Annotated in this window: 22 protein-coding genes, 6 tRNA genes and 1 riboswitch; of the genes, 7 read left to right on the forward strand and 21 right to left on the reverse strand. The window is 54.6% G+C overall.

The window, feature by feature from the left end:
• The first annotated feature begins 12 nt into the window (after nt 1-12).
• Entirely contained in the window at nt 13-1,098 is a 1,086-nt protein-coding gene (locus tag FJD38_RS09940) for a Tle-like phospholipase domain-containing protein (RefSeq protein ID WP_146385153.1), read from the forward strand.
• 296 nt (nt 1,099-1,394) lie between these two features.
• Here the strand turns inward: FJD38_RS09940 and FJD38_RS09945 are convergent, their stop codons facing one another.
• The 3 genes from FJD38_RS09945 to FJD38_RS09955 all read right to left on the reverse strand — a co-directional run bounded on the left by FJD38_RS09945 (nt 1,395) and on the right by FJD38_RS09955 (nt 2,762).
• A complete protein-coding gene (locus FJD38_RS09945) occupies nt 1,395-1,775 on the reverse strand; it encodes a hypothetical protein (RefSeq protein ID WP_146385155.1) in 381 nt (126 codons plus the stop codon).
• Between the two features lie 90 nt (nt 1,776-1,865).
• Entirely contained in the window at nt 1,866-2,156 is a 291-nt protein-coding gene (locus FJD38_RS09950; RefSeq protein WP_223816899.1) for a hypothetical protein, read from the reverse strand.
• Nucleotides 2,157-2,366: 210 nt separating this feature from the next.
• Nucleotides 2,367-2,762 carry a DUF6957 family protein gene (locus FJD38_RS09955; RefSeq protein WP_167654262.1) on the reverse strand — a complete coding sequence of 132 codons (396 nt, stop codon included), beginning with the start codon at nt 2,760-2,762 and terminating at the stop codon, nt 2,367-2,369.
• A 186-nt stretch (nt 2,763-2,948) separates the two neighbouring features.
• Here FJD38_RS09955 and FJD38_RS09960 point away from each other — a divergent pair, with 186 nt between their 5' ends.
• Complete coding sequence (locus FJD38_RS09960; protein WP_146385159.1) at nt 2,949-3,446, forward strand: helix-turn-helix domain-containing protein; 498 nt, start codon at nt 2,949-2,951, stop codon at nt 3,444-3,446.
• Nucleotides 3,447-3,785: 339 nt separating this feature from the next.
• Here FJD38_RS09960 and FJD38_RS09965 read toward each other — a convergent pair.
• Together FJD38_RS09965 and FJD38_RS24450 are read right to left on the reverse strand one after the other, a co-directional pair.
• A tRNA-Arg gene (locus FJD38_RS09965) sits at nt 3,786-3,857 on the reverse strand.
• Between the two features lie 142 nt (nt 3,858-3,999).
• Nucleotides 4,000-4,072 (reverse strand) — tRNA-Arg (locus FJD38_RS24450).
• Nucleotides 4,073-4,395: 323 nt separating this feature from the next.
• Between FJD38_RS24450 and FJD38_RS09970 the strand changes: the two genes are divergently transcribed.
• Entirely contained in the window at nt 4,396-4,635 is a 240-nt protein-coding gene (locus FJD38_RS09970; protein ID WP_122783387.1) for a hypothetical protein, read from the forward strand.
• A 17-nt stretch (nt 4,636-4,652) separates the two neighbouring features.
• A complete protein-coding gene (locus FJD38_RS24530; protein WP_167654263.1) occupies nt 4,653-4,829 on the forward strand; it encodes a PA3371 family protein in 177 nt (58 codons plus the stop codon).
• Here FJD38_RS24530 and phnN read toward each other — a convergent pair.
• The gene (gene phnN, locus FJD38_RS09975) at nt 4,821-5,396 is read right to left on the reverse strand and encodes a phosphonate metabolism protein/1,5-bisphosphokinase (PRPP-forming) PhnN (RefSeq protein WP_146385160.1); all 576 of its coding nucleotides are present in this window, start codon (nt 5,394-5,396) and stop codon (nt 4,821-4,823) included. The genes FJD38_RS24530 and phnN overlap by 9 nt on opposite strands.
• Nucleotides 5,397-5,764: 368 nt before the next feature.
• Between phnN and FJD38_RS09980 the strand changes: the two genes are divergently transcribed.
• Nucleotides 5,765-6,091, forward strand: coding sequence for an Arc family DNA-binding protein (locus tag FJD38_RS09980; RefSeq protein ID WP_122783389.1), 327 nt, complete (start codon nt 5,765-5,767; stop codon nt 6,089-6,091).
• 68 nt (nt 6,092-6,159) lie between these two features.
• Here FJD38_RS09980 and mgtE read toward each other — a convergent pair whose 3' ends face one another.
• The 9 genes from mgtE to ltaE all read right to left on the reverse strand — a co-directional run bounded on the left by mgtE (nt 6,160) and on the right by ltaE (nt 14,251).
• Nucleotides 6,160-7,602, reverse strand: a complete 1,443-nt coding sequence (gene mgtE, locus FJD38_RS09985; protein ID WP_146385162.1) for a magnesium transporter — start codon at nt 7,600-7,602, stop codon at nt 6,160-6,162.
• A gap of 566 nt (nt 7,603-8,168) precedes the next feature.
• Nucleotides 8,169-8,245, reverse strand: a tRNA-Arg gene (locus FJD38_RS09990).
• Nucleotides 8,246-8,315: 70 nt separating this feature from the next.
• Nucleotides 8,316-8,392 (reverse strand) — tRNA-Arg (locus FJD38_RS09995).
• A gap of 70 nt (nt 8,393-8,462) precedes the next feature.
• Nucleotides 8,463-8,539, reverse strand: a tRNA-Arg gene (locus tag FJD38_RS10000).
• A 108-nt stretch (nt 8,540-8,647) separates the two neighbouring features.
• Nucleotides 8,648-8,738: transfer RNA gene (locus FJD38_RS10005), tRNA-Ser, on the reverse strand.
• 61 nt (nt 8,739-8,799) lie between these two features.
• Nucleotides 8,800-8,988 carry a carbon storage regulator CsrA gene (gene csrA / locus FJD38_RS10010; RefSeq protein ID WP_003175645.1) on the reverse strand — a complete coding sequence of 63 codons (189 nt, stop codon included), beginning with the start codon at nt 8,986-8,988 and terminating at the stop codon, nt 8,800-8,802.
• A 174-nt stretch (nt 8,989-9,162) separates the two neighbouring features.
• Complete coding sequence (locus FJD38_RS10015) at nt 9,163-10,398, reverse strand: aspartate kinase (protein WP_146385164.1); 1,236 nt, start codon at nt 10,396-10,398, stop codon at nt 9,163-9,165.
• A gap of 83 nt (nt 10,399-10,481) precedes the next feature.
• The gene (gene alaS / locus FJD38_RS10020) at nt 10,482-13,100 is read right to left on the reverse strand and encodes an alanine--tRNA ligase (protein ID WP_146385166.1); all 2,619 of its coding nucleotides are present in this window, start codon (nt 13,098-13,100) and stop codon (nt 10,482-10,484) included.
• A 146-nt stretch (nt 13,101-13,246) separates the two neighbouring features.
• Nucleotides 13,247-14,251: a low-specificity L-threonine aldolase gene (gene ltaE / locus FJD38_RS10025; RefSeq protein ID WP_146385168.1), complete on the reverse strand. Its 1,005-nt coding sequence runs from the start codon at nt 14,249-14,251 to the stop codon at nt 13,247-13,249.
• A 217-nt stretch (nt 14,252-14,468) separates the two neighbouring features.
• Nucleotides 14,469-14,639, forward strand: a riboswitch (FMN riboswitch).
• 129 nt (nt 14,640-14,768) lie between these two features.
• Here ltaE and FJD38_RS10030 point away from each other — a divergent pair.
• On the forward strand, nt 14,769-15,263 hold the full coding sequence (locus FJD38_RS10030) for a 6,7-dimethyl-8-ribityllumazine synthase (protein ID WP_122783394.1): 495 nt from the start codon (nt 14,769-14,771) through the stop codon (nt 15,261-15,263).
• A gap of 150 nt (nt 15,264-15,413) precedes the next feature.
• Nucleotides 15,414-16,913: a M91 family zinc metallopeptidase gene (locus FJD38_RS10035; protein ID WP_146385170.1), complete on the forward strand. Its 1,500-nt coding sequence runs from the start codon at nt 15,414-15,416 to the stop codon at nt 16,911-16,913.
• Here the strand turns inward: FJD38_RS10035 and astE are convergent.
• The 6 genes from astE to aruF form a co-directional block, all read right to left on the reverse strand.
• Entirely contained in the window at nt 16,898-17,914 is a 1,017-nt protein-coding gene (astE, locus tag FJD38_RS10040; protein ID WP_122783396.1) for a succinylglutamate desuccinylase, read from the reverse strand. The genes FJD38_RS10035 and astE overlap by 16 nt on opposite strands.
• A 13-nt stretch (nt 17,915-17,927) precedes the next feature.
• Nucleotides 17,928-18,215: a topoisomerase II gene (locus tag FJD38_RS10045; RefSeq protein ID WP_122783397.1), complete on the reverse strand. Its 288-nt coding sequence runs from the start codon at nt 18,213-18,215 to the stop codon at nt 17,928-17,930.
• Between the two features lie 63 nt (nt 18,216-18,278).
• Entirely contained in the window at nt 18,279-19,625 is a 1,347-nt protein-coding gene (gene astB / locus FJD38_RS10050; protein WP_122783398.1) for an N-succinylarginine dihydrolase, read from the reverse strand.
• Between the two features lie 149 nt (nt 19,626-19,774).
• Complete coding sequence (gene astD, locus FJD38_RS10055) at nt 19,775-21,244, reverse strand: succinylglutamate-semialdehyde dehydrogenase (protein ID WP_208727512.1); 1,470 nt, start codon at nt 21,242-21,244, stop codon at nt 19,775-19,777.
• Nucleotides 21,241-22,278 carry an arginine N-succinyltransferase gene (astA, locus tag FJD38_RS10060; RefSeq protein WP_122783400.1) on the reverse strand — a complete coding sequence of 346 codons (1,038 nt, stop codon included), beginning with the start codon at nt 22,276-22,278 and terminating at the stop codon, nt 21,241-21,243. The genes astD and astA overlap by 4 nt, the downstream gene beginning before the upstream one ends.
• A gap of 55 nt (nt 22,279-22,333) precedes the next feature.
• Complete coding sequence (aruF, locus tag FJD38_RS10065; protein ID WP_146385174.1) at nt 22,334-23,353, reverse strand: arginine/ornithine succinyltransferase subunit alpha; 1,020 nt, start codon at nt 23,351-23,353, stop codon at nt 22,334-22,336.
• Nucleotides 23,354-23,376: the final 23 nt, after the last annotated feature.

The raw sequence follows: 23,376 nt of genomic DNA on the forward strand, positions 1-23,376 counted from the left end.
AGAGGGCATGCGATGAATCTCAAACAAAAAATTACTTATACATGCGCTTCTTTTATGCTGATTGCGATCAGCGGATGTAGTGGGTTCAAATATTCACCTTTCCCAAAATTCGGGGGTAAGATCGAAGGCTACGCATGGTGCAGCTCTCGCTACCTAGATATGGTAGATGCATACCAGACACCGCCACGCAACCCAAGCGGGGAAACCGCACGAAAACTTAAGCTTGCGAAGGACGGTTATGTTTACGCGCTGGCAGCCACACTGACACTCCAGCACGATGACGTTAAAAATCCTTACAACTTTGGTACACTAGGGTATTTGAAATCCATACCAGAGTTAACCGAAGATCAGTGGAATGGTTTTCAAGCCGAGACGTTTAACTATCGAAATCAAATGACCGGCCAAAACGAGATGATTATTGCGTTTCGGGGCTCCGATCAATTATTTATAGACTACTTTTTTCAGAACTTTTCTGTTTGGCAACTGCAGAACAAGCCAGCTCGGGAGTATGTTAAAAAAGCTGTTGAATATAGAAACTCCCATCGAGAGTTATTCGGAGACAAGGTTGTTGTAACTGGTAACTCGCTCGGTGGGGGACTGGCCGCGCACGTGACCAACCATCAAGAGACCGGGGAGGTGATCACTGAAGCGTGGGCCTTCAATCCAAGCCCAAGGCCTGGCGTGTCGCCCCCGGATGGCGGAAATCCCAAGATACGGCTCCTATCGACTAGCTCAGAAGTTTTAAATATATCAAACCGCAGGCAAATCGGTGCACAGCCGCAAAATCGGTACACCGGCTTTAATCTCATTGAAAGCAGCTCTATCTATAATCACTACCGATGGGTTTTGGCAAGGGAAATTTTGTGGTACGCCGATTTGGCAATGTACTTTGAAAAGGGCACGAACGAAATCGATAGTGAACCGCTTAAAATCATTAGATCTCAAAGTATTTCGGATGCTGACTGTGCAATTACGGAGCAGAAAATAGCCTCCCAGCGAGCTGAATATAACCATAGGTCGTCGACAGGCAATGGAGCATCTCGAGGTGTTATTCCTGTCGATGAAACAACTGCCATTGATAAAATATTAAACGAATAGGTGTGATAGCGGCGGGCGCGTCTGGATTAGTAAGAAATACGATCCAGACAATGCCAAGATAAGGATGTATTTCTTCATAGGGTTGTCCAGCGAACAGTTGCCATTCATCGAAGCGCTTGTGCGTTAACCGAATGACCGAGGTGACAATACCATACAAACAAGGGTCTTCGAGAAGATCAGAATTTACATTCACCAAGAGGATCATTTCATAAAATGGTGATTCGAGCTTTTAGCCTTAGAGGAGCTACTTACAAGGTCAGACAAAAAGACATTTTTTGCAAATAGCCCCTTCCAAATCACTGTAAAATCCGTGGGGTTGGGTGGAGCGTTCGTGACAACCGCAGGAACTCATGCAGGCTCGAACGACCATTACCCCGCTGAAACGTGGCAAGCACGTAGCGGGAGTTCTCGGTAGTCATCACCCAGAACTTACCCTCGCGTTCGACCTTCAAGACGTCTGAAGTACGAATCAGATGACCATCGCCGAATCGACCGTACTGGTCTTTTCGCTTGTGGCCAAAAACCACACCAATACCTGCGCGCGCCCTGATGGATACTCCGCAAAGGTACGCAGTGACCGGTATGTCGAAGCCCTGCTCTTGAGCCCTTATAATTCGCTTCAGATCAAAATCTGTATGGCGTTTGCCGTGAAAATTCACATCTAGTGTGTCCAGCATCGTTGGGCTCCGGTTGCGGTCTGTATGGAGTTATCAAGAATTGCACACGCAACCAGGCGCGCTGGTATCGTGGGGGATTACTGGTAAATTTCAGGCTGATCGAATCATGCTTGAGAGAAAGACGGGCCTCAGGTTGGCCAGCGCTTCAATCTTGAAGTCTCGCTGGTGTGAGGTGTGATACACCGCCCCCTTAGCCACTTCCAGCAAGCAAACCTCAGAACCAGACCTGTCCTCACCTACGGTTACTCTAGTTAACCGCTCCATCTGCCAGCCTCCGGACTTATTCATCCAAGATGGCGTCACAGCCATAATCTCGGTGATAGCTAAATCCGCACCTTGGCTTACCAACATTTTTTGAAGCTGGTGGGTGTCGTCAATCATCACCGCGCACTCGCTGAGCCGACCCTCGTTTTCGACGCTAAGGGTTAAGTGATACCAAGGCGTTCGGAGCAGCCTTGAGACTCCGCGCCAATGGGACACGCCTTCCCCGAACATTCCTGGGACGCCTATCAGGTCGTTGTCTAAGGTTCTGAACATGTGTCGCCTCAAGCTGCTGGAGCACGTCAGTTGCCCAGCAGAACCGGTGGGTAATCAGAAAAGGGAAAATATCGCTTCGATAGAAGCAGACTTACGATGGCCTGGCCCGAGCAAGACGTAGACGGAGTTGCGTGTGGCAAACAGGAAGCCCTCTTCGAAGGTCGTACCCATACTTGAGCGCACCCAATGACCAGGCTCGAAACGGCGCTGCTCATCCTCCACGACTTTGTGGGCAAACATAAACATTGGCTGGCAGCCTGCAGCGGTTACTTTTGCTCGCTCTTCGTCGGTGACGATGGCGTCGAGGATTGTCCATTCTTCTACGGCGCAGAGGGGCATCCATTTGTAGCGCTTTCTGGCTGCAGCCATCACGGCTTCGAGACCCAGGTCAGAACCCATCAGGCTGACACCGGGATCGCCCAGCAGACCGTCTTGAATGGGACTATCCACGTCCACCTCCCCGATCACTGAATTTTTCATAAATTGTCAGACCCGTGTCGCTACCAACTCCCCCCAAATGGAGGCTTTGACCTTAGGAAGCGGGAGTGGAGTTGCCATCACATATACAATAATACCTCATATTGATGTTTATCGGAAACCCTGTGGTATGGCTATATCCTGACTTTTGGCCAACCCATGCACCTCAAAATTGCCCTAGCCGGCGCCCTAAGGGCTCTTAGGCTGAATCGCCGCTTTCGGTATGAAAAGCTATCTGACGCCAGCGCGAGATCGAAAATCAGCGCTCTCGAGCGTGGAGAAACGAGTATTACGCTCGAAAAATTTGAAAGCTTGGCTGAAGCACTCGAGATTGATCCGCTTGCCCTGATGGCTTTGTGCATGTCTGCACGCCTTGGAACGTCCTACCCTCGCCTCATAGAAGAGGCACTAGAGCAGCTTCGAGCATTTGAAGCTGAGGGGGGTATAGGGCTGCTAGCAGAGCAATTCGCGGATGGAGCGCTGATTCAGCGTACGCGTGGAAAACCTCAGAAAATTGAAAACCTCGAGGCCGTCAGGAAGCTCAAGGCGGAAGGTATGACACAAGCGCAGATCGCTCAGGAATTGGGTTTCTCCCCTAGCGTTGTCAATCGTCACTGGAAGCGGATTTTGAGCCAGGAGCAGCAGGTCAATCGATAGGCGTGAAGGAGCGTCGCATTTTCGATCACCTACAACTAGCCACTACCGGTCATACGCGCCCGGCATGGGTTGGCTCACTGGCTTAACGAATCTTGAGGCAACCTCTAACGCGAGCATGTCAATCAACTGTATCCAAGGAGTCGAGCAAATGCTCATTTTCAGGAACCAGGGATCTGACGAGAGGCGAGTTAAGGAGAGGCTTTAGGCAATTCGGCTAGACGGCGAATCGTGTCATTACGCAAAAAAATAAATCACGGGCCGGCTTGGCCAAGCCGTCGGAGGGGATGGCTCTTATCTAAGAAAAACCATAAAAAACAGCTAGCTACTGAAGCGAGGATATGTCCCCTGCAGGAATCGAACCTGCACCTAGCCCTTAGGAGGGGCTCGTTCTATCCGTTGAACTAAGAGGACACGACAGCAGAATTTTCCTTCACATTTGCTTCAAAAACAAGATGAGCGGCAATGCTCACCAATGCGCAGCAAACTCAGACAGATCCTGACGGAACTAGGCTGAGCTCCCCCAGCAGCAGGGGCTGATGCTCTCTCTCCAATGTGCAGCAGATTTTTGTCCTGATAAGAACCTGCAACCTTCCCCTTAGGAGGGGGATGCTCTATCCAATTGAGCTACTGAGACAAATAACGGCGTGCATGGTAACGGGCATCCCTTAATTTGTCATGTCGTCCTTGGGCTTTTTAACTGTCAGGCGCTGCGCGACAGGGTCCCCTGCCTGAACACTCTGCAGCCAATATCGATACGAACAATAAATCACGCATCACTCACATCGTGCAATTTGCACTACAGCCAAATGCCATCATTGCAATTTGCAATCCAAGACCCCCTAAAAATTACCGTAACACGCTGTATTTAAAGGATTTTATCGAGAATTCAAGTTGGCACGAAGACTGCTCTATTAACAGTATTCCGTCCATGCCCTCAGAGGTGGCAGCCATGAATAGCACCCTGATTCTATTAAACGCCGTTGCTCTAGTCGTGCTGGTGGTTTTTCACTTTCAACCCGTGGCGACCCAGACCGAGCAGACAGCCGATGTGGCTGGCACTTACGAGAAACCTCTGAAGGTCCTGCCCCAACGCGCCGTTATGTCAGGCAATACCCAGATATCGCCGCAACTGGCCGCCGAACAGGCTGCTGCCATTCAGAACAGCCAAGACGAGCGCTGGGCATTTTAAAAAGAGCGTAAATACTCATGTCAAAAATTGCTTTTGGATTGTTGATGATGGCGTTGTTCAGCCTGGCCCTTGATGTGGTCACTCAGGGAGCGTTTGGCAATGCGCCTTTAATCGCGGCAGTGGTATTTTTTGCAAGCTGGCTGATGGCGCGAATCATCGGGCGCAGGATCAAGTTCGACCCGCAGTTACGCTGAGCCTGTTTTTATGCCCTCATCGATGATGGCCAGGAGTCGTTGCACCGCACTCGACAAGGCTGCCGAGTTGTCCAGCAGGTGAATACGCTCACCGTGTATCGCCTGCGTAGTCTCAAGAAACGATCGATTTCGCTCAAGCCGGGCGAAGATCTCTTCTCTCGTCTCACGACCACGCGCCAATAAGCGCTGCTGCAAGACCGGGGTTTCAACTCGCAACATAATGGGCAACAAGTCAGGGTAACGTTCCCGCGCATGCTTTAAGTGCCCCCGAGACCCGTTGACCAGTACATGGCGACCCGCTCTCAACCACTCATCAATCTGCACGGGAATGCCATATTCCAGCCCATTGGCTTGCCAATGCAGGGCAAACGCACCCTGAGCCTTGAGCACCTGAAACTCTTCGACAGAGACACCACGCGCCTCCTCCCCCAAAGCCTCCGGGGAGCGGGTGATGACACGTTGAATGACTTCACATCCGCGGCGCGCCAGATAAGGCCGAACCGCGTCAATCAGGCTATCCTTGCCGGAGCCCGAGGGGCCCATCAAATAAATAAGTTTGCCTGACATGCTTTGGATCTCCGGGGGCTTGACCGCCCGTATAACTGCGCCCAACCTCATTGATGTCTACAGGTAAGGGGCCGAGTAATGACTTTCAAGCACATGATGTCGTGCAAATCTATCCGAACGGATATTTTTTAAAGAAAAATGTAGCGGTATGCCTCAATTCAGCGCACATTTTGATCATGGCTACTGGCATAAAGCCTGTATCCGGTTCAATATTTGTCACAGAATTGACGCCAGGGAAGTGGCGGATTTGAGGCATGATGCGCGCCTCTTAACAATTCAGGTTGAACATTTGGTCAAAAGGATGGTCATAAGTGCCATCCCGCGGCCAATTCCGAGAACCGCTCCCCTGAACTAACCGGTTAACTATAATGCGCCCATTGAAACAGGCAATTTACTCAAGCCGTACGGCTGACAAGTTCGTCGTACGCCTGCCAGACGGAATGCGCGAGCGTATTGCCGAAGTGGCTCGCGAACATCACCGCAGCATGAACTCAGAAATCATTGCTCGACTGGAGCAAAGTCTTATTCAGGAAGGATCCCTGGGTGATGATCTGAGCATGCGCCTGGACAGCCCAGAGCTTTCCCTGCATGAACGCGAATTGCTGCAACGCTTTCGCCAGCTTTCGCACCGTCAACAAAATGCACTGGTAGCTCTGATCGCTCACGATGCTGAAGCAGCCGCCAAAGCATCCTGATCTACCTGCCATAAAAAAAGCCAGCTCAGCTGGCTTTTTTTATGGACGTCATTTACGCCTGGGGCGGATCAAAGCAGGAAGATCGTTGCCAACCCAAGGAAGATAAAGAACCCGCCACTGTCTGTCATGGCGGTAATCATGACACTGGCGCCCATGGCCGGGTCACGCCCCAATTTGGCCAGCGTCATGGGGATCAGTACACCCATAAGCGCAGCCAGCAACAGGTTAAGGGTCATTGCGGCCGTCATCACGATCCCAAGCGACCAACTGCCATACAGCATATAGGCCACTACGCCAATCACACCGCCCCACACCAGACCGTTAATCAGGCCCACGGCCAGCTCCTTGCGCATCAAACGCGAAGTGCTGCCGGTGTTGACCTGATCAAGCGCCATGGCCCGTACGATCATGGTGATGGTCTGGTTGCCGGAGTTGCCGCCAATACCCGCCACAATGGGCATCAGCGCGGCCAGCGCCACCAGCTTTTCAATGGAACCTTCAAACAGCCCGATAACGCGCGAGGCGATGAACGCCGTCACCAGATTGACCGCCAACCAGGCCCAACGGTTACGCAGCGACTTCCAGACTGACGCAAAGATGTCTTCTTCTTCGCGCAAACCCGCCATATTGAGGACTTCGCTTTCGCTTTCCTCACGAATCAAATCGACCATTTCATCGATGGTCAGACGGCCGATCAGCTTGCCGTTCTTGTCGACCACCGGGGCAGAGATCAAGTCATAACGCTCGAAGGCTTGCGCAGCATCGTAGGCGTCTTCATCTGGCTGGAAACTCACCGGGTCGCTGGCCATCACATCGACCACTTGCTTTTCGGGATCATTAACCAGCAAACGCTTGATCGGCAGCACGCCTTTGAGCACGCCGTCATAATCGACCACAAACAGCTTATCGGTATGGCCCGGCAACTCTTTGAGCCGGCGCAGGTAGCGCAATACCACTTCAAGGCTGACATCCTCGCGGATTGTCACCATCTCGAAGTCCATTAAGGCGCCGACCTGGTTCTCGTTATACGACAGCGCGGAGCGAACACGCTCACGCTGCTGGGCATCGAGGGTCTCCATCAGCTCATGGACAACGTCTCGCGGCAGCTCGGGAGCCAGGTCAGCGAGTTCGTCAGCGTCCATCTCCTTGGCTGCTGCCAGGAGCTCGTGATCGTCCATGTCGGCGATCAGGGTTTCACGTACGGAGTCAGAAACTTCAAGCAGGATGTCGCCATCACGGTCAGCCTTGACCAGCTGCCAGACCGTTAAACGGTCGTCCAGGGGCAAAGCTTCCAGGATGTAGGCAACGTCCGCGGAGTGCAAGTCTTCGAGCTTGCGCTGGAGTTCAACAAGATTTTGCCGATGAACCAGGTTTTCAACCCGGTCATGGTGATGGCCTTCCTGACGATGAGTCAGATCTTCGACCACACGCTGGCGGTTGAGCAGTTCAATTACTTGAGCAAGACGGCTTTGCAGGCTGTCTTGGGTTTTCTTTACTTCAACTTCGGTCATAGGCGAGCTCCACTCCCAGCAGCAGGGCACGCCGGAAGGATCAATCAGTCAATTCATGATTGGAAAAACAGGATGCTAAGTAACTACTGGGTAAGTCCATGGAGGTATTCCACAAGCCCCGGCGGGGCTGACGGGCGCAATCATACACGGCTTAAAAATTAAAGACGCTAAAAATCTCGGCGTTAACAGATGCTTGCGAGGCGTTTTTAGTATTTACCTTGAAAGCTCATATTGCGACGAACACCAAACCCGGCAGAGCACATACCCAGGGTCTCGCCGGTGGCCTGAGATACGGGCAACCCATCGCGAACGCTCAATTTGTAACGGTTCTGAGGGCGAATGCCCCTACATGGTCGCCGATAAAGAGGAAGGTTGGGTGAAGCCGGCTTAAGCCCGACGAAGGTTAACCGCATTTTGCGAACGTTCGGTACTCAGTCGCAGCTCTCACGCCTGTGTATCTATCCGACATCGCCTTGGCAGGTTAATTCAAGAGCAGTTGCTGCTCACGAAATTTCTTAAATCGCAGACAGCAAAAAGCCCGCACAATGTGCAGGCTTTTTGGTGTTTGGTGCACTCGACAGGATTCGAACCTGTGACCGCTCGGTTCGTAGCCGAGTACTCTATCCAGCTGAGCTACGAGTGCAAGTTGTGTTTGTTAGACCAGACCACCCTGGTTGAAGCAAAGTTAACCGCCGAAGCAACTAACTCTTAATTGGTGCACTCGACAGGATTCGAACCTGTGACCGCTCGGTTCGTAGCCGAGTACTCTATCCAGCTGAGCTACGAGTGCAAGTTGTGTTTGTTAGACCAGACCACCCTGGTTGAAGCAAAGTTAACTACCGAAGCAACTAACTCTTAAATGGTGCACTCGACAGGATTCGAACCTGTGACCGCTCGGTTCGTAGCCGAGTACTCTATCCAGCTGAGCTACGAGTGCATTTGAAGCTGCGTATTATAGACCGTTAAATCTCTCTGCCAAGCTTTTTTTTCAATAATTTCAACAACTTACTGAAACCGGCTAGATTTGAACGTGCTACATAAATAATGGCGGAGAAGGGGGGATTCGAACCCCCGACACCCTTTTGAGATGTACTCCCTTAGCAGGGGAGCGCCTTCGGCCACTCGGCCACCTCTCCGCAACACGGGGCGTATAATAACCAGCCTTTTCCCCGTATGCAACTAAAAACTTAAATAAAATTAAAGACTTGGTTCTTCGTCCTTTTCCTTCTTGATCCTCAGGTAGATTTCCTCACGGTGTACAGCCACTTCCTTGGGGGCATTCACACCTATACGCACTTGGTTTCCTTTAACCCCAAGCACGGTCACCGTAATCTCACCATCGCCTATGATCAGGCTTTCCGCGCATCGGCGAGTCAAAATCAGCATACGTTTCTCCTCACGCTATTCAATTCAGGGACAACAGTCTGCAAAAAAAAGGGGCTTGGGACTACTAGCTAAATAGCTATAGCCCGCTGCCCCAAGTATTGACCAACATGACGGAGTGCGTTCATGCAGATCAAAAAAACAAAGGGCGCGGATCAACCTCGCCCTTGGCAACACTTACTCGCCCTGACGGGCCGGTGCATCCAATTCAAAAGCGGTGTGCAGGGAACGCACGGCCAGCTCCAGGTACTTCTCTTCGATCACCACTGACACTTTGATCTCGGACGTCGAGATCATCAGGATATTGATGTTCTCTTTGGCCAACGATTCAAACATGCGGCTGGCAACACCCGCGTGAGAGCGCATGCCCACGCCGACGATCGAAACCTTGGCAATGTTGGTGTCACCCACCACTTCACGCGCACCGATCTCTTTAGCGGTGTTTTCGAGCACCTGGTATGCCGCCTTGTAGTCATTGCGGTGCACGGTAAAGGTGAAGTCGGTGGTGTTATCGTGCGCAACGTTCTGCACGATCATGTCGACTTCAATGTTGGCCGCGCTGATAGGCCCCAGAATCTTGAACGCCACGCCCGGAGTGTCTGGCACACCACGGATGGTCAGCTTGGCTTCGTCGCGGTTGAAAGCGATGCCAGAAATGATCGGCTGTTCCATGGATTCCTCTTCATCAATAGTAATGAGGGTGCCCGGCCCCTCTTTGAAGCTGTGCAATACGCGCAGCGGAACGTTGTACTTGCCTGCGAACTCGACAGCGCGAATCTGCAACACCTTGGAGCCAAGGCTGGCCATTTCGAGCATTTCTTCGAAGGTGATCTTTTCCAGACGCTGAGCCTTGGCCACAACCCGTGGGTCCGTGGTGTAGACGCCATCAACATCGGTGTAGATCTGGCATTCATCAGCTTTCAAAGCTGCCGCCAAGGCCACACCGGTGGTGTCAGAGCCGCCACGCCCCAAGGTCGTGATGTTGCCGTGCTCATCAACCCCCTGGAAGCCCGCCACGACGACAACGCGCCCGGCGCTGAGGTCGGAGCGAATCTTTTCATCGTCAATCTTCAGAATGCGGGCTTTGGTGTGCGAACTGTCGGTGAGGATACGCACCTGGCTGCCGGTGTAAGACACCGCGGGCACGCCACGCTTGTTCAGCGCCATCGCCAGCAAGCCAATCGTCACCTGCTCGCCAGTGGACACAATCACATCCAGTTCACGAGGCAACGGCTGATCGCTGATCTGTTTGGCCAGTTCGATCAGGCGATTGGTCTCGCCACTCATCGCAGAAAGCACAATCACCAGATCGTTGCCGGCTTCGCGAAACTTCTTAACTTTATCGGCGACCTGCTCGATTCTCTCGACAGTGCCGACCGAGGTGCCTCCAAATTTTTGTACGATCAAAGCCATTTCAAAGCAGCCTCAGCCCATAAAGGGCGCCCATTTATCATTCAAACGACGCGCGGCCACTAGACGACCGCGCGTACTGGACCTCAGATACCCTGTTCGACAAATGGCGCAGTCAGGGCCAGCGCGGCATCCAGAGCGGCGGCATCAACACCACCACCCTGCGCCATGTCAGGACGACCACCGCCCTTCCCGCCCACTGCCGCAGCGGCCTGTTTCATCAAATCACCGGCTTTGAGTTGGCCAGTCAGGTCTTTGGTTACGCCTGCAACCAGTACAACCTTGTCTTCATGAACACTGCCCAGCAGGATCACTGCACGGCCGAGTTTGTTCTTCAGTTGATCAACCAGCGCCAGTAGCGCCTTGCCGTCTTGACCGTCCAGGCGGGCAGCCAACACTTTTACGCCTTTTACATCCACCGCAGACGATGACAGATCATCGCCCGCCGCGCTTGCGGCCTTGGCCTGCAATTGTTCGAGTTGTTTTTCCAGCTGGCGATTACGCTCGAGCACGGCCGACAGTTTGTCGATCAAGTTCTCGCGCGAACCTTTGATCAGGCTGGCGGCTTCCTTTAGCTGCTCTTCAGCGGCGTTCAGATACGCCAGAGCGGCTGCACCGGTCACCGCTTCAATACGACGAATGCCCGAGGCTACGCCGCTTTCGCTGGTGATTTTGAACAGGCCGATATCGCCGGTACGGCTGGCATGAATGCCACCGCACAACTCAACCGAGAAATCCCCGCCCATGCTCAGTACGCGAACGCTGTCGCCGTACTTCTCGCCAAACAGTGCCATGGCACCTTTTTGCTTGGCGGTTTCGATGTCGGTTTCCTGCATCTCAACCGGTGTGTTCTTGCGAATCTCGGTGTTGACGATGTCTTCCAGCGCCTTGATTTGCTCAGGCTTGATGGATTCGAAGTGGCTGAAGTCAAAACGCAGGCGCTGACTGTCGACCAACGAACCTTTCTGCTGCACGTGCTCACCCAGCACCTGGCGCAAAGCCGCGTGCAACAAGTGAGTGGCGGAGTGATTCAATGCCGTGGCGTGACGCACATCCGCATCAACCTGAGTCGTAACGGTTTCGCCGACCTTCAAGGCACCGGCTACCACAGCGCCGTGATGCAGGAATGCGCCACCCGTTTTAGTGGTGTCGCGCACATCAAAGCGGGCTGCGCCGGCTTGCAGGTAACCGCAATCACCGACCTGCCCGCCCGACTCGGCGTAGAACGGCGTCTGATCGAGCACCACCACGCCTTCGTCGCCTTCATTAAGGAAGTCGACCGATTTGCCTTCTTTATAGAGAGCAATCACTTTGGCCGAACCTTCTGTGGCGCTGTAACCGATGAATTCGGTTGGCACGTCCACTTTGACCAATGTGTTGTAGTCCAGACCGAACGAGCTGGCCGAACGCGCGCGCACCCGCTGGGCTTCCATCTCGCGTTCAAAACCGGCTTCATCCACGGTCAGATTACGTTCGCGGGCAATGTCAGCCGTCAGGTCCATCGGAAAACCGTAGGTGTCGTACAACTTGAACACCACGTCGCCCGGCACAACCGTGCCTTTGAGCTCAGCCAGATCCTGCTCAAGGATCTTCAGGCCCTGCTCCAGGGTCTTGGAGAATTGTTCTTCTTCGGCTTTAAGCACGCGCTCGATGTTGGCCTGCTCGCGCACCAGTTCCGGAAAGCTGGCACCCATCTCGGCCACCAGGGCCGCAACGATCTTGTAGAAGAAGTTGCCGGTTGCGCCCAGTTTGTTGCCATGACGGCACGCACGACGAATGATGCGTCGCAGCACATAGCCACGGCCTTCGTTGGAAGGCAGCACGCCGTCAGCAATCAGGAAGCTGCACGAGCGAATGTGGTCGGCCACGACTTTAAGCGAGGCCTGACCTTCGTTGGCGCAACCAATCGCTTCGGCAGCGGCTTTCAACAGGCTCTGGAACAGGTCGATGTCGTAGTTGGAGTTAACGTGCTGCATCACCGCACTGATCCGCTCCAGGCCCATGCCGGTGTCTACCGACGGCGCTGGCAACGGATGCAACACACCATCGGCGGTGCGGTTGAACTGCATGAACACGTTGTTCCAGATTTCGATGTAACGGTCACCGTCTTCATCTGGCGAGCCCGGTGGGCCACCCCAGATTTCAGGGCCATGATCGTAAAAAATCTCGGTGCACGGGCCGCACGGGCCGGTATCGCCCATGGTCCAGAAGTTATCGGACGCGTACGGAGCACCCTTGTTGTCGCCGATGCGGATCATGCGCTCAGGCGGCACGCCCACATCTTTGGTCCAGATATCGTAGGCCTCGTCATCACTGGCGTAGACCGTCACCCACAGTTTGTCTTGAGGCAGTTTCAAAACGCCGGTCAGGAACGTCCAGGCGAAGTTGATCGCATCTTTCTTGAAATAGTCGCCAAAGCTGAAGTTGCCGAGCATTTCGAAAAAAGTGTGGTGACGTGCGGTGTAACCGACGTTTTCCAGATCGCTGTTCTTGCCACCGGCACGCACGCACTTCTGGCTGCTGGTTGCACGGGTGTAGGCTCGTTTTTCCTGACCCAGGAAGCAGTCCTTGAACTGATTCATCCCCGCGTTGGTGAACAGCAGGGTCGGGTCGTTATTCGGCACCAAGGAGCTGGAAGGGACACGGGTGTGACCTTGCTCCTCGAAGAAGCGAAGGAAGGCTTCACGGATTTCTGCGCTTTTCATAGGTTCTTCCACGGAGGCTGCGGCCAGAGGCAAGTCAATCATGTCCAACGACAATGCGACTCGCAAAGGGCCGCATTATATCGGCCCTTCGCCTTGGGTACAGCGTGTTTATACGATAGGCGCAAGCAATTGGACGGCCTGCGCACTCATAGACGGTTAAATTGAGTGAAAACGTCGATCACTTGCTCAATTTGCCCGCGACTGACGTCCATATGCGTCACCATACGCAAGCGCGGTGCGGCCGTCAGCTTGATGCTGTGTTCGCCAGCCAGGGCCTTCAAGGCTTGCGACCGGTCGCCCAACTGCACGTACACCATATTGGTCTGTACCGGCTCAACCTCGTAACCCGCCGCCCGCAACCCTTCGGCCAGCAGTTGAGCATTATCATGGTCATGCGCCAGGCGTTCGACCTGGTTGTCCAGCGCATACAGGCCCGCAGCCGCTAACTGGCCAGCTTGACGCATGCCGCCGCCAACCATCTTGCGCAACCGTCGTGCCTTACCGATCAGCTCGCCCGTTCCACACAGCACTGACCCCACCGGCGCGCCCAGCCCTTTGGACAGGCACACCGAGACCGAATCAAAATGGCGCGTTATATCGGCGGCGTCGACGCCCAATTTAATGGCCGCGTTGTACAGCCGCGCACCATCCAGATGTAGCGCAAGGCCATGTTCGCGGGTCAGACGGCTTGCCGCGGCCAGATACTCAACAGGCAAGACTTTGCCCTGCATGGTGTTTTCCAGCGCCAGCAGGCGCGTGCGAGCGAAGTGAAAATCGTCCGGTTTGATCGCCGCCGCCACATGATTCAGATCCAGACTGCCATCTGCCTGGTTCTCCAGCGGCTGGGGCTGGATTGAGCCCAGTACCGCGGCCCCGCCCCCTTCATATTTATAGGTATGAGCCTGCTGCCCCACGATGTACTCGTCGCCCCGCCCACAATGCGCCATCAGCGCCAACAGGTTACTCATAGTGCCCGAGGGGACAAAAAGAGCCTGAGCGAACCCAAGCCGCGAGGCCAGTTCGGTCTCAAGCGTGTTAACCGCCGGGTCTTCGCCATAGACATCGTCCCCCAGCGGCGCCCTCGCCATGGCTTCGCGCATGCCGGCACTGGGTTGGGTCACGGTGTCACTACGAAGATCGATAACAGTCATTGAACAAGCCTCGGCAATGTGAGATCAGCACAGGGTGCCAATCGGAGAATTCCATTTCGGATAAGGGTACGGTCGGTACGAATAAGCGCACTCAAGCACTAATATTAGGAATAGCCGGATAAAACAATCAGGAATTTTGATGGCTATTAGCAAAAAGCATCAATGCATCCTTGAAACAGATGTGATACAAAATGTCCGCTGCCAGAAAGGCTGGCGGCAACGTTCTCAGGGCGGGGTGCGACTCCCCACCGGCGGTAATTGCGCGCAATGCGCATAGCCCGCGAGCGCTTGGCAGCCCCCACAGCTTTGGCTACGGGACGGTCAAGGTCAGCAGACCCGGTGTGATCCCGGGGCCGACGGTCATAGTCCGGATGAAGAGAGAACGGGATTGGCGCCAAAGGGCCGTCAACCAGACGGGTTTGCACAGTGCTTATTGCGCACGGCAACCCGTCTGAACGTACCCTTTAATCCCATTCGATTCATATGCCCTGTTTTTCACACAAACAGGAATCTGAACATGCAACCCACAGCAATTCACCACAACGAGCGTGTCGCGTTTATCCAGGCTTCCTGGCACAAAGAGATTGTCGACCAGAGCCGTAAAGGCTTTTTGGCCGAAATGCTGGTGCAGGGTTATCAGGAAAGCGACATCGATTTCTTTGAAGTCGGTGGCGCGTTTGAAATTCCGCTGCACGCCAAACTACTGGCCAAGACCGGTCGTTACGCCGGGATTGTCGGCGCAGCTCTGGTTGTCGACGGTGGTATCTATCGCCACGATTTCGTTGCCCAGTCTGTTGTCAGTGGCCTGATGCAAGTGCAGCTGGAAACTGAAGTACCAGTGTTCTCGGTCAGCCTGACCCCTCACCACTTCCACGCGGGCGAAGAGCATCAAAAGTTTTTCTTCGACCATTTCGTGCACAAAGGTCAGGAAGCAGCCAAAACCTGCGTAGATACCCTGCAAAAAATCCGTGCCATCAAGCGTCTGGATACCCAGCAAAAACGCGCGATGTAAGGGTTCAGATCTCGACTGGCCCATCCTCGGGCCAGTCGAGGTGGACTGCATAGCTATATAGCGCACACATAAAAGTACAAAGGGTTTCAATCGCCATTCAAGAGCGCCAACGCTCGCGATTGTTGAAAACCACTCTTTGGAATTAAGTGTATGTGCCCAACGCCCCCCTCTGTTATTCCTTCCCGTACCCCTCATCATTTTGAGTTCGATGGCAGCGCCAGCGCTGCGCCTGAACGAACGTCTGTTGAAGTGTCCAGAGTTGTGCCCGGTGTCTCAGAGACCACCACACGCAGCATCCTTCATATTGGTGACAACGCCATAATCGTGCGCCACGTGACGCAAAGCGCGCTTTATCCCATACCGATTGATCGACTTGTTTTCACGGCCACAACGTCGCGTGCGTCCATTTTCGTGACAAAAGGCGATCAAGACACGCTTGTGATTGACCTGAACCACGAGCGTTATCAAATAAAACCGGCCAGCGTTAAACAAATTATCGAGATACACACCGGCCATGAGGACGACACGGTATATGTCGTCGATAGCTTTAAAAATCCGTTCCATATTGAAACCGGCGCCGGCAATGACTCGGTCGTCAGCAACGCCGAGGAAACCACCGTCATCACCGGCCAAGGCAATGACATGGTGATGACGGGCGCAGGGAACGCCTATGTCAATACAGGAGACGGCAACGACATTGTCAACGCCAACGGCTCCGGCACAACGGTTGCTTATACCGGCAAGGGGGCAGACTTCATTCGAGCTGGAACTGGCAGGGCTTTTATCGATGCAGGCGAAGGCAATGATGTGGCGGTCGGCGGCCAGGGTCACACTGTCTTGTGGGGTAATGAGGGCGAGGACTTACTCACCGCAGGCTCCGGGTCTAACGTTATCTATGCGGGCAAAGGCCAAGACATTCTTGATGGCGTGAAGGGTAGCGACAAGATTTATACGGGCAGTGATCCTGCCTTTATTACAGACGGCAAGATCGACCTTGGCGAAACGATGAGTCCCCCATCAAGCCGGCCGAACCCAAACATTATAAAAGTCAGCTCAACCCCCCTGTCTGAGTCAGGTTTTATCGTCTTGGGCAGCGAGTCGTTCATTGAACGGGTGCAGGATGATTTAAGGCTGCTGCTGAGTTCTGACGCGGGCCACCGACTGATCTCAGAATTGACCAAGAGCATCCGCAAAAGCAACAAGCCCATCACCATCGCCGAACTCAAACATGTAAAGAATGGCCTTTACATACCGAACATTGGAGACGGGAGGTCTTTTATTCAGGTTGGGAAATCGGGTATTCCAGATTTTGGCGGCACGGTCTATTACAACCCGACATTTTCGAGCAAAGACTCGTTGCCGATTGCAGTCCTCTACCATGAACTGTGTCACGCCTATAACCACGTGACGGGCACCCGGTTTTTAGGCGCGAGCCCAGACGGGCCTGCCGGCGTCAAACAAGCCCCGCTGATCAACAATGTTGAGCTGCAAGCCGTAGGCCTTCCTTGCAACGTAGAGCCTTTCGATTTTGATGGTGATCCCACCACCCCTGCCAGCAAAACCAACCCCAAGCCCTATAGTGAAAACGGTATACGCGAGGAGCTTGGACTGCCCCTGCGTACAACCTATATCTATTATTCAGATGTTTGATCGAGGTTTTTCAGGGTGGCAGGCTCAATGATCATCCCGGCGCGCAAACCATTCTTGACCTTAGGATTGGGAAATATGATTCGCGCGCCCTGCTCTTCAATAACCCAGCACGCATGCCCCGGATCATCGGCCAGCACATAGCCTTTGGGCAATTCATGAAAGTTTTCGACATGAAGCGGCAAATGCAGAATAAATCTGTCGCTGTGCTTGATCACTTCACGGGCGACACTAAACAGCTCCAGACCATCAATTGAATCTTCAGGCTGTTCAGTGCCCTCAATGATGTGTTTCAAGCGCCGTTCAAGGGGCTGCAGGTTCACCCCCTCGTTTTGACCAAACGGCCGTGCCTTACCCAGTTCGAGGGTAAACGCCTCAACCTCGAGTTGCTCATAGGTAAATGCACTGAATACGATGGATGGCTTGTTTTGCAGCAAAACGGCCTGCATACCGGCCGCACGTAGCCTTCCAAGCTCACGACGGGAATGCGCTCGGCCTTCTTTAAAGGGGTACAGCGCGAATTGTTCGATCCTGGATCCACGAATAGCGGTGTGCAGGTCGTAATGCAGTCGGGTACGGTGCGCCACACTGAAAAATGTTGTGGCCAACCGTTCCAGTTCGTGGGCACGCATGGCCTCATAACCGCTGCTGCTTTCGTGACGACCGTTGAACAGTCGGTTGAGATCTTCTTCAACGAACCGAAGGCCCGTGCGCATGGCAGCCGGGTTACCAAACAAAAACAGAATGCGGGCACGAGGTTTTATAACGCCCCGCGCGATGTCGTGTAACAAACGATCAAGCAATTCAATGGGCGCTGTTTCATTGCCGTGGATGCCCGCAGACAGCAGCAGGTCCATGCCACTGTCCTGCGCTTCAGGAGGGCGCACTTCAAGTGCCCCCTCGGCCAGCCAGCGCATCCGCACGCCATCGACAGTCAGTTGAGTTTTCTCGGCCGGTTCACGTCCGGCCAGGGTCAGATCAAGCAGCTTGCCGAGAGCGAGCATAAAGCACCTTTAATCAGTGATTGCAGTCAGGGCCGTGCACGTGACCTTCTTCGTCATCGCTCGGATCGGCCGGTTCCATTTCGAGTTGAAGGCTGACCAGGTTAGTGGCCAACGGACGTAGCAACAGGTTGGCGTATTCAGCATCGCCTTCTTCCACATCAACACCGATCAGCAACTGGCCACGGCCGTCTTGTTGAATCCAGACTTCCTTGCCCTGCCAGATGATCGCCACGCGCGTGCATGAGGTTTCAAGCTGTGTGCCGTCAGTGTCTTCAAGAATCAGTTGCAGGGAATCGCTCATAATTTCGCTCTCATCTTTAGTAAAGTCGCATGCCTGCGGTCTAAGCCGCGAGCACGCGTTTGATCAATTGATCTGAAATGGATAAACCGAACCCAGGTTAAGGATATGCGTCAGTTCATCCAGCGCCGTACGGCATTCGATCAACAACTGCGGGTCGGCCAAATCGTTTTCGCGCAAGGCGTCACGGTAATGCTTGCTCACCCACTGAGTCAGTGTTTCGTACAGCGCTGGCGTCATGATAACGCCCGGATTGACCGCCGACAGTTCCTTTTCATTTAACGCTACCCGCAGACGCAGGCAGGCTGGGCCACCGCCGTTCTGCATGCTCTGCTTGAGGTCAAATACCTTGACCTCGGCAATCGGCCCCGCCGACGCGATCAGTCCTTGCAGATACTGCCAGACACGCGGGTTGGCACGACACTCTTCGGGAACAATCAGTAACATTGAGCCGTTAGCACGGGTCAGTAACTGACTATTGAACAAGTAGGAGCGCACCGCATCCTCAACCGCGACCTGGTCACGAGGCACGCTGATTGACTGGAAGTTGGCGCCACGTGCCGCCAATTTGCCGTGCAGTTCAGCGAGCGTTTGCTCGGTATTCAAAAAAGCATCCTGGTGATGAAACAACAACTCACCATTGCCCACCGCGATCACGTCGTTATGGAACACGCCCTGATCGATCACCGCCGGGTTTTGCTGGGCAAATACTACGCCCTCGTCACTCAGGCCATGCAGCCGTGCCACTGCTTGAGACGCCTCAAGTGTCTGGCGCGCCGGATACTTCTGGGGCGCCGGGTAGCGACTGTCGAACGCGCTGCGCCCGTATACAAAAAACTCAACGCCTGCCTCACCATAATCACGACAGAAACGCGTGTGGTTGGCAGCCCCCTCATCGCCAAACTGAGCCACCGCCGGTAAAGCGGCGTGGTGGGCAAAATGGTCTTGATCGGCAAACATCGCGCCGAGCACACGGCTAGTGGTCGGGTGCTCGATGCTGCGGTGAAACTTGCAGTTCAAGTTGGCCGCTGTGAAATGCACGCGACCATCGGCCGTGTCTGCACTGGGGCTGACCGTCGCCGCATTGGCTACCCACATGCTGGATGCCGAGCAACTGGCGACCAGCAAGGGCATGGCCTCTTTGGCCGCCCGCTCAATTACCTGAGCATCGGAACCGCCAAAACCCACACTGCGCAAAGCTGCCACATCCGGCCTTTCCTGGGGTGCCAATACCCCCTGAACAAATCCCATGTCCATCAGCGCTTTCATCTTTTCCAGGCCTTGCAGCGCGGCTTCCTTGGGGTTCGAAGCCTGCTGACTGTTGCTCTGGGACGCGACGTTGCCGAACGACAAGCCACCATAGTTATGGGTCGGCCCCACTAAACCGTCAAAATTGACTTCAAAGGACTTCATCAGCGAGGCTCCAACAAACTGTTGTAAAAAAAGACGCTACAAGAATATTTCTGTAGTCGCTGCCGAGGGCTGCCAAGAGGCTTGTGTGGCTCTCAAAACGAGTGGCTTCGCCGCCCTCGCAGCCTTCGGCAGCGGCTACATGGCTCTTGTCAGGACAGTCGCACGCCGGGCGTCAACGCCGCGGGCAATGCCAAGGTCGCGGTTTCAAGCGACGCCACCGGATACGCGCAATAGTCAGCTGCGTAATACGCACTGGCGCGGTGATTACCCGACGCGCCAATACCGCCAAAGGGTGCAGTACTGGCCGCCCCCGTCAGTTGCTTGTTCCAGTTGACGATGCCTGCCCGGCTCTCCAGCCAGAATTGCTGGTAGCGTGCACGGGAATCAGACAACAGGCCCGCAGCCAGACCAAAGGCGGTGTTATTGGCCTCGGCAATCGCCGCATCAAAATCCGGGTAACGAATTACCTGCAACAACGGGCCGAACAGCTCTTCGTCCGAACGCTCACTGACTTCGGTTACATCAATGATGCCGGGGGTCAACAGGGCCGACGTGGTGGTGGGTTGCGTCATGCGCAGCAGGACCTTCGCCCCACTGTCGATCAACAGCGTTTGCGCAGTCATCAGGTCACGCGCCGCTGAAAGGGAAATGACCGAGCCCATGAACGGTGCGGGTTGCTGGTCAAAAGCTCCGACCTCAATGCTTTTACTGACCTCAACCAGACGTGCCAGCAGGCTGTCACCCCATGCGCCTTGAGGCACGAGCAGTCGACGCGCACAGGTGCAACGCTGCCCCGCCGAAATAAAAGCGGACTGAATAATGGTGTAAACGGCTGCTTCCAGATCAGCCACCTGATCGACCACCAGCGGGTTGTTACCGCCCATTTCAAGCGCCAGGATCTTGTCCGGGCGACCGGCAAACTGCTGGTGCAGGCTGTTACCGGTACGGCTGGAGCCGGTAAAAAACAAGCCGTCGATACCTGCGTGAGCCGCCAAAGCCACACCGGTCTTGCGTGCACCTTGCAGCAGGTTCAACACACCGGCTGGCAGCCCTGCTTCGACCCAGCACTTGAGCGTCAGCTCAGCGACTTTCGGGGTCAGTTCGCTCGGTTTGAATACAACGCAGTTGCCCGCCAACAACGCCGGAACAATGTGCCCGTTAGGCAAATGGCCCGGGAAGTTATAAGGCCCGAATACGGCAACCACCCCGTGTGGCTTGTGGCGCAGAACGGCAGTGGCATCGCCCAGCGGCGCGCTTTTTTCACCGGTGCGCTCGCGGTAGCTTTGTACTGAAATCCCCACCTTGTTGATCATGCTGCTGACTTCGGTGGCCGATTCCCACAACGGCTTACCGGTTTCTTCGCCGATGCAATGAGCCAGCTCATCGGCGTGGTTTTTCAGGCACGCGGCGAAGGCTTCAAGGACCGTCAGACGTTCTTCAACTGTTCGCCCGGCCCACGCAGGAAAGGCCTGACGTGCAGCCTTGACCGCTTCACTCACTTGTTCGGCATTGGCACTATTGCCTGTCCACACCACCTGTTGAGTCACCGGGTTGAGCGACTCAATGGCTTCGCCCAGACCGTTCTGCCACGCGCCTGCAATATACAACGTGCTCATTATTTCGACTCCCTGTGGGCTACTGGCTGTGCCGACAACGCCACAGCGCGCACTTGATCGCCTGCCGTCAGTTGCAGGCGTCTGGCCGTCAGCGGATCGACCACCAGCGTGCCCGCCGCCAAGCGTGCCGGGGCAGCTGTGATCCGACAATCCTCACGCTTGCGGTTGTGAATCAGATAAGGCGTGGCATCGTCACCCGGTGTGCCAATAGCCAGTACCAACGCTTCGCTATCACGCACCGCGCGGATTTTGCTGGTTTCGCACTCGACCGCCGGGCCTGCATCAAAAATATCGACGTAACCCTGATAGCTGAAGCCTTCGCTTTTGAGCATGTTCAAGGCGGGCTCAGTGTCCGTGTGCACCTTGCCGATGACTGCACGAGCCCCCTCTGACAGGAAGCACGTATACACCGGGAACTTGGGCATCAACTCAGCGATGAACGCCTTGTTGCCCACGCCGGTCAGGTAATCGGCCTGACTGAACTCCATCTTGAAGAAATGCCGCCCCAAACTTTCCCAGAAGGGTGAACGCCCGGAGTCATCAGACATACCGCGCATCTCAGCAATGATTTTGTTGCCAAACAGCTCCGGGAACTCGGCAATAAAGAGCATCCGAGCCTTGGCCAACAAACGACCATTAAGACCCGTACGGTAATCGGCGCTGAGGAACAACGAGCACAGTTCTGAGTTGCCGGTCAGGTCATTGGCCAGAAACAGCGTCGGAATTTCCCGATAGATGTTCAGTTCCTGAGAGGCACTGACGGTCAGCCCCACGCGAAAGTTGTACCACGGTTCACGCAGGCCAACGGCACCGGCGATGGCGGAAATACCGACCACCTTGCCTTCATCGTTTTCAAGCACAAACAGGTAGTCGGCGTCGCCACGGGTGGCTTCGCCACGAAAGGTTTTTTCTGCCCAGGTCACCCGGTGCAATAAGCGCTCTTCGTTGGCGGGCAGCGTCGTCAAGCCAGTGCCGGTGCTGCGGGCCAGTTCAATCAGGGCCGGTAAATCGCTGTTACGTACAGGACGAACGATCATGCTATCTCCTCAAACAGGGTCCGCTGACGAACCCCGTGAAAATCGCTCAAAGGCTTTAAACGGCGACGACTCGTACGCTGGCGCCTTCACCAACGCCCAACGCTTCGGCCGCTTCCAGATCTAGCGTGACCGGCTTGCCCGGTGCCCAATCAAGTTCCAGCAACACCGCGCGGTAATCCTGCAACTGGGCATTGGCGACCAGATACTGGCGCCCTCCCCCAGTGCTCAGCTCACCGATTCTGACAGGCACTACACGGCTTTGAGCGATCGAACGAATACCCGACACCCGCGCATGCAAAGTGGGGCCGCCGTCAAAGATATCGATGTAGTGATCTGTCTCGAAGCCTTCACGCATCAGGATGTCGAAGGTGATCTGCGCACGCGGATGAACCTGACCCATTGCCTCTTGGGCAGTGTCGGGCAATAACGGCACATAGATCGGGTAGTGGGGCATCAGCTCAGCCAGGAACGTGCGGCTCTTCAGCCCACACAGGCGCTCGGCGGCTGCGTAATTCAAATCGAAAAAGTTGCGCCCAATGGCGTCCCAGAACGGTGAGTCACCGTTTTCATCGCTGTAACCGACTATCTCGGTCACCACCGAATCGGCAAAACGCTCAGGATGATTAGCGACAAACAACAGTCGGCCACGGGAGTTAAGTTCAGCCCACGCAGACCCCACCAATTCAGGCACGACATAAAAACTGGTCAACAGACTATTGCCTGTCAGGTCATGGCACTGGGACAAGACATGAATCTTGTTGTGAATTTTCAACTCGCGGGAGGCATGCACGAAGGTTTCGTTGCGAAAACTGTAGAACGGCTCCGAATACCCCGCCGACGCAACGATGGCCGAACACCCCGCCAACTTTCCGGTGGCGCTGTCTTCAAGCACAAAAAAGTAACTCTCTTCGCCGTTAAAGCTGACTTCAGCGGCAAACGAGGTTTCGGACGCTGCGATCTTGTCGCGCAAGCGGCCTACATCGTCGGGCAATGAAGTGACACCAATCGGGCTGTCCGCAGCCAGACGCTGTACTTCGTCCAGGTCAGCCATTTGCGCGGGGCGCATCACCAGCATGGTGTCACTCCTTAATCAAAAAA

It is taken from the genome of Pseudomonas saxonica, from assembly GCF_007858365.1.
Taxonomy (GTDB): Bacteria; Pseudomonadota; Gammaproteobacteria; order Pseudomonadales; family Pseudomonadaceae; genus Aquipseudomonas; species Aquipseudomonas saxonica.

What these genes read in the sequence shown, in the direction of transcription:
- FJD38_RS09940 (WP_146385153.1), top strand. Translation starts at nt 13, where the DNA reads ATGAATCTCAAACAAAAAATTACTTATACATGCGCTTCTTTTATGCTG.
- FJD38_RS09945 (WP_146385155.1), bottom strand. Translation starts at nt 1,775, where the DNA reads ATGCTGGACACACTAGATGTGAATTTTCACGGCAAACGCCATACAGAT.
- FJD38_RS09950 (WP_223816899.1), bottom strand. Translation starts at nt 2,156, where the DNA reads ATGATTGACGACACCCACCAGCTTCAAAAAATGTTGGTAAGCCAAGGT.
- FJD38_RS09960 (WP_146385159.1), top strand. Translation starts at nt 2,949, where the DNA reads ATGCACCTCAAAATTGCCCTAGCCGGCGCCCTAAGGGCTCTTAGGCTG.
- FJD38_RS09970 (WP_122783387.1), top strand. Translation starts at nt 4,396, where the DNA reads ATGAATAGCACCCTGATTCTATTAAACGCCGTTGCTCTAGTCGTGCTG.
- FJD38_RS24530 (WP_167654263.1), top strand. Translation starts at nt 4,653, where the DNA reads ATGTCAAAAATTGCTTTTGGATTGTTGATGATGGCGTTGTTCAGCCTG.
- phnN (WP_146385160.1), bottom strand. Translation starts at nt 5,396, where the DNA reads ATGTCAGGCAAACTTATTTATTTGATGGGCCCCTCGGGCTCCGGCAAG.
- FJD38_RS09980 (WP_122783389.1), top strand. Translation starts at nt 5,765, where the DNA reads ATGCGCCCATTGAAACAGGCAATTTACTCAAGCCGTACGGCTGACAAG.
- mgtE (WP_146385162.1), bottom strand. Translation starts at nt 7,602, where the DNA reads ATGACCGAAGTTGAAGTAAAGAAAACCCAAGACAGCCTGCAAAGCCGT.
- csrA (WP_003175645.1), bottom strand. Translation starts at nt 8,988, where the DNA reads ATGCTGATTTTGACTCGCCGATGCGCGGAAAGCCTGATCATAGGCGAT.
- FJD38_RS10015 (WP_146385164.1), bottom strand. Translation starts at nt 10,398, where the DNA reads ATGGCTTTGATCGTACAAAAATTTGGAGGCACCTCGGTCGGCACTGTC.
- alaS (WP_146385166.1), bottom strand. Translation starts at nt 13,100, where the DNA reads ATGAAAAGCGCAGAAATCCGTGAAGCCTTCCTTCGCTTCTTCGAGGAG.
- ltaE (WP_146385168.1), bottom strand. Translation starts at nt 14,251, where the DNA reads ATGACTGTTATCGATCTTCGTAGTGACACCGTGACCCAACCCAGTGCC.
- FJD38_RS10030 (WP_122783394.1), top strand. Translation starts at nt 14,769, where the DNA reads ATGCAACCCACAGCAATTCACCACAACGAGCGTGTCGCGTTTATCCAG.
- FJD38_RS10035 (WP_146385170.1), top strand. Translation starts at nt 15,414, where the DNA reads ATGTGCCCAACGCCCCCCTCTGTTATTCCTTCCCGTACCCCTCATCAT.
- astE (WP_122783396.1), bottom strand. Translation starts at nt 17,914, where the DNA reads ATGCTCGCTCTCGGCAAGCTGCTTGATCTGACCCTGGCCGGACGTGAA.
- FJD38_RS10045 (WP_122783397.1), bottom strand. Translation starts at nt 18,215, where the DNA reads ATGAGCGATTCCCTGCAACTGATTCTTGAAGACACTGACGGCACACAG.
- astB (WP_122783398.1), bottom strand. Translation starts at nt 19,625, where the DNA reads ATGAAGTCCTTTGAAGTCAATTTTGACGGTTTAGTGGGGCCGACCCAT.
- astA (WP_122783400.1), bottom strand. Translation starts at nt 22,278, where the DNA reads ATGATCGTTCGTCCTGTACGTAACAGCGATTTACCGGCCCTGATTGAA.
- aruF (WP_146385174.1), bottom strand. Translation starts at nt 23,353, where the DNA reads ATGCTGGTGATGCGCCCCGCGCAAATGGCTGACCTGGACGAAGTACAG.